This window comes from Vibrio ordalii ATCC 33509 (assembly GCA_000257205.1).
Classification (GTDB): domain Bacteria; phylum Pseudomonadota; class Gammaproteobacteria; order Enterobacterales; family Vibrionaceae; genus Vibrio; species Vibrio ordalii.
This window is the reverse complement of the sequence record AEZC01000090.1, coordinates 1-8079: the sequence shown is the minus strand read 5'-3', so window position 1 is coordinate 8079 and position 8079 is coordinate 1. Positions and strand designations below refer to the sequence as shown.

The following is an 8079-nucleotide window of genomic DNA, read 5'->3' as shown; positions in this document are numbered from 1 at the left end:
GCTGGGGTGGGTTAAAACTGGTAATGGACATAGTTGCTCCTTGCTTGCGGCCAAATGCGAATACCCAGAGTAAAACAAATCCGCTGAAGCAACAATTCGACCGAAGTCTAGAGGTCAAACCAGTGTCACACTCTGGTTAATTTTATTTTACATTTGGACTTAATTAGCGATTGACATTAACAGTTCAAAAACGTTCAATGAATGAGCTATCTAGCAGAAGAGGAGCACTGCCCAGGCAGATGTTTTGTGGAGCCTCAACTCCAATACAAAACATTAATGGGGAGCAGTGCCGAGATAAACCAAAGTTGTGGATTTGGTTTATCGGTTGAATGGGCTGAATCCCTTCAACTGTCATCAGCCACCCTGATGAAGAGCTTCTGAGGTAAACAAATCATAAAAACACCTCTTTATTTGCTCTAGAAAAACTCTCTTCAAACATTGGACGTTGGTACACCAACACTATTTTTATTTCAGGAAGTCGTGGGAGAAATGCCGTGAGCGCATTCAATGTCGCCAAATTTGGCGGAACAAGCGTTGCTAACTTTGAAGCAATGAGCCTTTGTGCCGCTGTGATCGAAAATAATCCAGAGACCAAATTAGTCGTGAGCAGTGCCTGCTCTGGCGTGACGAATTTATTGGTTGAATTAGCCAATGGCGTACAAGATGCCAATCAACGCTTAAGTATTATCAAACAGTTAGCTGATATTCACCATGCGATTATTGACAAGATTGCCGACCCGCTGCAGGTTGAAAAAGAGGTACACTCAATTTTAGATATGGTGGCCAGTGTTGCAGAAGCGGCCTCTTTTCAAGCGAGTAAAAAACTGACCGATCACTTAGTGGCTTGTGGCGAATTAATGTCGACCTTCATTCTAACGCAATTACTGCGTGAACGTGGCATGGATGCGATCCGTTTTGATATTCGAGAAGTGCTGCGTACTGATGATCACTATGGTCGGGCAGAACCGCAATTAGAGCAGATCCAGCAATTAGCCCAAGAGAAGTTAACACCACTTTGTCTGCAACACGTAGTGGTAACTCAAGGTTTCATCGGCGCTGATGAGCAAGGAAATACAACCACATTGGGCCGAGGCGGCAGTGATTATTCTGCGGCCTTGATCGCCGAAGCGGTACAAGCTTCTGGCTTAGAAATTTGGACTGATGTGCCGGGGATTTATACAACTGACCCACGCATTGCGCCTAAAGCCGCTCCGATTGCGGAGATAAGCTTTAGCGAAGCATCGGAGATGGCAAACTTTGGCGCTAAAATTTTGCATCCATCGACGTTGCTGCCCGCGCTTCGCCACGATATCCCTGTGTTTGTCGGCTCCTCAAAAGAGCCTGAAAAAGGTGGTACTTGGATCCGTAAACGTGTAGAAAGCTCACCTCTATTTAGAGCCTTAACCCTACGCTGTAATCAAACCATGGTTACGCTACGCAGCGCTAGCATGTTTCACGCATACGGCTTTCTTTCGAAGGTGTTTGAAATTTTAGCCAAACACAAAATTTCGGTGGATCTGATCACCACCTCTGAAATCAGCGTCTCATTAACATTAGATAAAACCGATACCTCAGGTGGAGCGCCTGAACTGCCTCAAGCGGTGCGCTTAGAATTAGAAGAGCTGTGTAAAGTTGAAGTCGAACATAACCTGTGTTTAGTTGCGCTGATCGGCAACAACATGAGTGAAAGCAAAGGCTATGCAAAACAAGTTTTTAGCACCTTAGAAAATTTCAATTTGCGTATGATCTGCTATGGTGCCAGCCCGCACAACCTCTGCTTTTTATTACACGAGTCGGTTTCTAAAGCGGCAATTCAGAAACTTCATCAAGATTTGTTTGAACGATAAAACCACATTGAGTAGTAACACGCTGAATAAAAAACAGGTTGGCTTAGCCAACCTGTTTTTTATTACTTAATCTAAATTCGGCCCAAGCCATTTTTCCGCTTCTTGCGCATTCCAGTCTTTACGTTGCGCGTAATCTTGCATCTGATCTTGCTGAATTTGTGCAATGGCAAAATAACGAGAGTCAGGATGCGAGAAGTACCAACCCGACACCGAAGCACCTGGCCACATAGCGTAACTGGTGGTTAAAAACATATCGATGGTCTGCTCAACTTGTAACATCTCCCACAAGGTACCTTTTTCCGTATGCTCAGGACACGCTGGATAACCCGGCGCTGGGCGTATACCTTGGTATTTCTCACGGATCAAATCATCGTTCGACAACTCTTCGTCAGCAGCATAGCCCCAAATTTCTTTACGAACTTGCTGATGCAAATATTCCGCAAAAGCCTCAGCAAGACGATCAGCTACCGCTTGGATCATGATGGCGTTGTAGTCATCGCCTTGCGCTTTATATTGGTCTGCTAATTCTCGCTCACCAATTCCGCCTGTCACGGCAAATGCACCGATCCAATCTCGTTTACCACTCTCTTTTGGTGCAATGTAATCGGACAAGCAGTAGTTATAACCTTTGGGCTTTTCGGTTTGTTGACGTAAGTGATGAAGAACATGAGCAACCTCGGTGCGCGATTCATCGCGATACACTTCGATATCATCCCCCACACTCGCGGCCGGGAATAAAGCGCAAATACCGCGAACCTTGAGTAGCCCTTCTCGCTCAGCTCTATCAAGCAATGCATTGGCATCATGGAATAAACTTTGCGCTTCCTCTCCCACCTCTTCGTGTTCAAAAATCGTTGGGTATTTACCCATCAATGACCATGTCATGAAAAATGGTGTCCAGTCGATGTAACGACGAAGGGTAGCCACATCAAAATCATCAAACACATGTACGCCCAATTTAGCCGGAACTGGCGGCGTATAGTTATCCCAATCGATAACCGCTTTATTTGCCCTTGCTACTTCTAATGAGACAGGTTTAGTTCGGGGGGTTTTACGGTGATGTTGATCACGCGTGCGTTCATAATCGAGGTTTAATTTTTCCACAAAAGCAGGACGTAACTCATCAGAAAGAAGCGAAGAACAAACGCCTACTGCGCGCGAAGCATTGTTCACGTACACAACAGGCTGGTGATAATTTTGCTCAATTTTAACTGCGGTATGTGCTTTAGAGGTGGTTGCTCCGCCAATCAAAAGCGGTAATTTAAACCCTTGTCGCTCCATTTCTTTAGCGACGTGCACCATTTCATCCAAGGAGGGAGTAATAAGACCGGACAACCCGATAATATCAACGTTTTTCTCTTTCGCTACTTTGAGAATTTGCTCACACGGCACCATAACGCCGAGGTCAATGATTTCGTAGTTATTACACTGCAAAACGACGCCAACGATATTTTTGCCGATGTCGTGTACATCCCCTTTAACTGTGGCAAGAAGGATTTTGCCATTATTGGAACCCGCTTGCTTAAGCGCGTTGATGTAGGGCTCTAAATGCGCAACGGCTTGCTTCATAACGCGCGCCGATTTCACCACTTGCGGCAGGAACATTTTCCCTTCGCCAAAGAGGTCGCCGACCACGTTCATTCCATCCATTAGAGGCCCTTCGATCACATCCAGTGGGCGAGTGGCATTTTGACGAGCTTCTTCTGTATCTTCAACAATATACTCGGTGATGCCTTTGACCAACGCATGCTCTAAACGTTTTGCGACTGGCCATGAACGCCATTCAAGCGCACTGGCATCCTCTTCCTTACCGACACCTTTGTTCGCATATTCAGCCGCAATATCCAGTAAGCGTTCAGTGCCATCGCTGCGACGATTGAGAATGATATCTTCGACTGCTTCACGCAGTTTCTCAGGCACGTTATCGTAAATCTCAAGCTGACCGGCATTGACGATACCCATGTCCATGCCGTTTTTAAAACAGTGATAAAGGAATACAGCATGGATCGCTTCACGCACATAATTGTTACCGCGAAAAGAGAAAGAGACGTTGGAAACCCCGCCGGAAATCATCGCATGGGGTAAATTACGTTTGATATCAGCCACGGCTTCGATAAAGTCCACAGCATAATTATTATGCTCATCAATACCAGTCGCAACCGCGAAAATATTGGGATCAAAAATAATATCTTCAGCAGGGAAACCAACCTCATCAACCAAAATTCGATAAGCTTTGGTACAAATTTCAAGTTTTCGCTCACGGGTATCCGCTTGGCCTACTTCATCAAACGCCATCACGATCACAGCAGCACCATAGCGGCGAATGAGTTTAGCTTGTTCAACAAACTTCTCTTTCCCCTCCTTGAGGGAAATCGAGTTCACAATCCCTTTGCCTTGAATGCATTTGAGACCTGCTTCAATCACCTCCCACTTAGAAGAATCAACCATGATTGGTACTTTGGAAATATCCGGCTCAGAAGCGCATAAATTGAGAAAGCGGACCATGCAAGCTTGCGCATCCAACATCCCTTCATCCATATTGATATCGATGATTTGTGCACCGTTTTCGACCTGCTCTCGAGCAACATGCAGCGCCTCATCATACTGCTCATCTTTGATTAAACGCTTAAAACGCGCAGAACCAGTGACGTTAGTTCGCTCACCTACGTTGATGAATAGGCTCTCTTTGGTAATCGTCAGCGGCTCTAGACCGGATAGACGACAAGCCACTGGAATATCGGGTAACGCTCTTGGTTTCACACCTTCGACCACTTTTGCCATTTGTCTGATGTGCTCAGGAGTGGTTCCACAACAGCCACCAACAAGGTTCAAGAATCCTGCTCGCGCCCATTCCCCGATGTGCTGCGCCATCTCATCGGCTTCAAGATCATACTCACCGAATGCGTTAGGCAACCCCGCATTGGGGTGAGCAGAGACATAACATTCGGAAATACGCGATAGCTCTTCAACGTATTGGCGCAATTCATCCGGACCGAGTGCACAGTTCAAACCAAATGAGATAGGCTCAACGTGTCGCAGTGCATTATAAAAGGCTTCGGTTGTTTGCCCAGAAAGCGTTCGACCAGAGGCATCGGTGATTGTCCCTGAGATCATCACGGGCAGTTTGTAACCCAACTCTTCAAACACACAATCCACCGCAAAGGCACAGGCTTTAGCATTTAAAGTATCGAAAATGGTTTCAATCAAAATTAAGTCGCTGCCGCCACGAATTAAAGCACGTGTTGATTCTGAGTAAGCTTCAACTAATTGCTCAAAGCTGATATTTCGAAAACCAGGGTCATTCACGTCAGGGGAGAGCGAGCAAGTGCGGTTTGTTGGCCCTAGCACTCCCGCCACGTAGCGAGGTTTATCAGGCGTTTTCGCCGTCCATTCGTCAGCAGCTTGGCGTGCAAGTTTTGCAGCAGCGAAATTGATCTCATCGCTAATGGCTTGCATATCGTAGTCGGCCATTGCGATGCTCGTCGCGTTGAAGGTATTCGTCTCGAGGATATCAGCACCGGCCTCCAAGTAAGCACTATGAATTTCTTTGATTAACTGAGGCTGCGTCAAGACGAGAAGGTCATTATTTCCTTTCAGATCGCTTGGCCAATGGGCAAAGCGATCTCCGCGATAATCTTGCTCTTCCAATTTATAGCTCTGAATCATGGTGCCCATGCCACCATCAATCAATAATATTCTCTGTTGCAATTGAGCTTCAATTTGACTTCTAACTTCTCTTCCCACAGTACAGCCTCATTCCTTTTGGTTATTCGCTCATCCTATCATATAACCATTAGAAATCTAGACGTCTAAACTTCACTTCAATTGTCGTTTGATACATCTGCCATCATGGCTAAAAAGTGTTTGCTATTTGTACATCATCCAAGGAGAATTTCGTTCATATTTTGTTACACAACGAGAAAACAATGTCGGTCTACTACACTTTATGCTTCCTATCAGGAGCTGCAATGTTGATTGCTTTTCTAAACAGTAAGATAGGCAATATGCAAACCACTATCGCCATTACAGCAGGATCGATGATGTTGTCATTATTGATCTTAGTTGCAGGTCAAAATGATTGGTTTCATCTAACTCAAATAGCGACAGAAACCGTCAACAGTATTAACTTTGAAAACTTTTTGCTCAAAGGGATACTCGGTTTTCTGCTTTTCGCTGGCGGCCTAGGCATCAAATTACCCAACCTAAAAGATCAGAAATGGGAGATCGCGGTTCTTGCGCTAGGCGCAACGCTATTTTCAACCTTCTTCATCGGTTTTGGGCTATACGCCTTCTGCCAATTTATCGGCATTCACTTCGATCTCGTTTACTGTCTACTGTTTGGCGCACTCATTTCACCAACTGACCCAATCGCCGTATTAGCTATCGTTAAAAAGTTAAATGCACCTAAACGTATTTCGACTCAAATCGAGGGTGAATCGCTCTTTAATGATGGTTTTGGCTTAGTTATCTTTGTCACTATCTTCACCATTGCATTTGGCACGGAAACACCAACCGTAGGTAGTGTAACCATGTTGTTTATTCAAGAGGCAATAGGGGGCATAGTGTATGGCCTAGCACTTGGGCTATTATTCCACTACCTCATCAGCGCCACCGATGACCACTCAATGGAACTGCTTTTAACCATTGGTATACCGACTGCTGGTTATGTTTTTGCCGATGTTATTCATGTTTCCGGACCTTTAGCTATGGTTGTATCAGGGATAATGATCGGCAACTGGACACGCTTCATTGGCTTTTCAAAAGAAAGTGAAGAACACCTTGACCACTTTTGGGAATTGGTTGACGAATTTTTGAATGGTGTGCTTTTCCTACTTATCGGTATGTCGATGCTACTCTTCAAATTCCATGAAGAGGACTGGATATTGATGGCTTTCGCCATTCCTCTTGTCTTATCTGCTCGCTATCTAAGCGTTTTTTTCTCTTACATCGGCTTCAAGCGTTACCGCTCCTACAACCCATGGTCAATAAAGATACTAACTTGGGGAGGGCTACGAGGTGGATTGGCACTAGCAATGGCACTTTCTATTCCATCCGGCATATTAGTTATCCCAGACAAGCTTATTGATGTAAAAGAGATAATCCTAGTTATGACATACGCTGTCGTGGTGTTTTCAATACTTATTCAAGGTTCAACAATTACCCCATTGATAGACAAAGCAAAACAAGCTGAAAAATCGTCAATATAGATAGAAAAACTGTCAGTGATGACTGATCAAACCATTTTTATCTCTAGCCGATGTTCTAGAGCATCGGCTTTTACTATCTTTGCTTTGTTGCTCTTCTCTCTAGACCTATTGCAATAGCAATTAAAAAATATGATCTAATTGAAAAAGACGGCTACCAAGATTAATTGACCATCGACAGCTTACAGAATATCGACTTCAAAAAACTGGCGAGTTAACAAAAATCCTTTCAAATGAAAATGAGATTGCTCGCTATCGCTCACTTTAAAGATGGCACTCTCGCACCCAAATAATACCAATCTGGAAAATTAACTGGTCAGCTCTATCCACCTTCTTGCCTAAGATGCTTAACCATAATGTCCTTGTTAACCCAAGGAACGACCATCTCCTCGCCAATACCTCTAGCGGGACAGATAGAACCAAACAGATACGCATATTCAAATTGTTGTTGCTTCACGGATCTGGGACGTGTTGCTTTCTCTGCCCATAACCGTGTTGTTGTGTTTTGTTGCCCAAATCTGGCTTCATCCTGAAAACAGACATCAACACGCTCTAAAGCAATATATCCTGGGATCTTAAGGATCGTTTCAATTTTAAATTTTTTTAAAATCGTCTTGGATTGGCTGGGACTGATGAGGGTGCTTGGAGCGAGAAGTTATCCAAGAGAAGCCCATGTGCTCGAGCAGGTAATAGATAGAATCAGGGTGGTAGTGTGTCCATAGCGAATAAGTTCTATCGTTAAATGCCATCAATTAGATCATATTTTTTCTTAGATTGGTATTAATCAATTTCTGAAAGCTAGCCGTACCAGTGTCAATAAGTGGGTGCAAACCTTCCTTGATCAGCTTCCCGACTCACCAGAGTTAAACGCTATAGAACAAGTGTGGAACTGGCTCAGGCAACACTATCTCACTAACCAAAGTTTTATTGATTACAAGGATATTGTGTCGAAGTTGTGCCGTGCGTGGAATCGCTTTTTGACAAGTACCGATAAAGTAATGAGAATGCGCTCAAGAGATAGGATTGAA

The 8079-nt window shown here is 44.4% G+C and carries 3 protein-coding genes, 1 pseudogene and 1 riboswitch; of the genes and pseudogenes, 2 read left to right on the top strand and 2 right to left on the bottom strand.

Annotated elements, in window-relative coordinates; translation table 11 throughout:
* Window positions 1-209: 209 nt before the first annotated feature.
* Window positions 210-385: riboswitch (Lysine riboswitch) on the top strand.
* A 109-nt stretch (window positions 386-494) separates the two neighbouring features.
* Window positions 495-1847: a lysine-sensitive aspartokinase 3 gene (lysC, locus tag VOR_RS0106505; RefSeq protein WP_010318907.1), complete on the top strand. Its 1353-nt coding sequence runs from the start codon at window positions 495-497 to the stop codon at window positions 1845-1847.
* Window positions 1848-1913: 66 nt separating this feature from the next.
* Here the strand turns inward: lysC and metH are convergent, their stop codons facing one another.
* A complete protein-coding gene (metH, locus tag VOR_RS0106500) occupies window positions 1914-5591 on the bottom strand; it encodes a methionine synthase (RefSeq protein WP_010318906.1) in 3678 nt (1225 codons plus the stop codon).
* A 182-nt stretch (window positions 5592-5773) separates the two neighbouring features.
* Between metH and VOR_RS16850 the strand changes: the two genes are divergently transcribed.
* The gene (locus VOR_RS16850; protein ID WP_050946485.1) at window positions 5774-7054 is read left to right on the top strand and encodes a cation:proton antiporter; all 1281 of its coding nucleotides are present in this window, start codon (window positions 5774-5776) and stop codon (window positions 7052-7054) included.
* Between the two features lie 334 nt (window positions 7055-7388).
* On the opposite strand, the pseudogene VOR_RS19075 reads toward VOR_RS16850, so the two are convergent.
* A pseudogene (locus VOR_RS19075) lies at window positions 7389-7749 on the bottom strand (transposase); the annotation flags it as partial.
* Between the last annotated feature and the right edge of the window lie 330 nt (window positions 7750-8079).

What these genes read in the sequence shown, in the direction of transcription:
- VOR_RS16850 (WP_050946485.1), top strand. Translation starts at nt 5,774, where the DNA reads ATGTCGGTCTACTACACTTTATGCTTCCTATCAGGAGCTGCAATGTTG.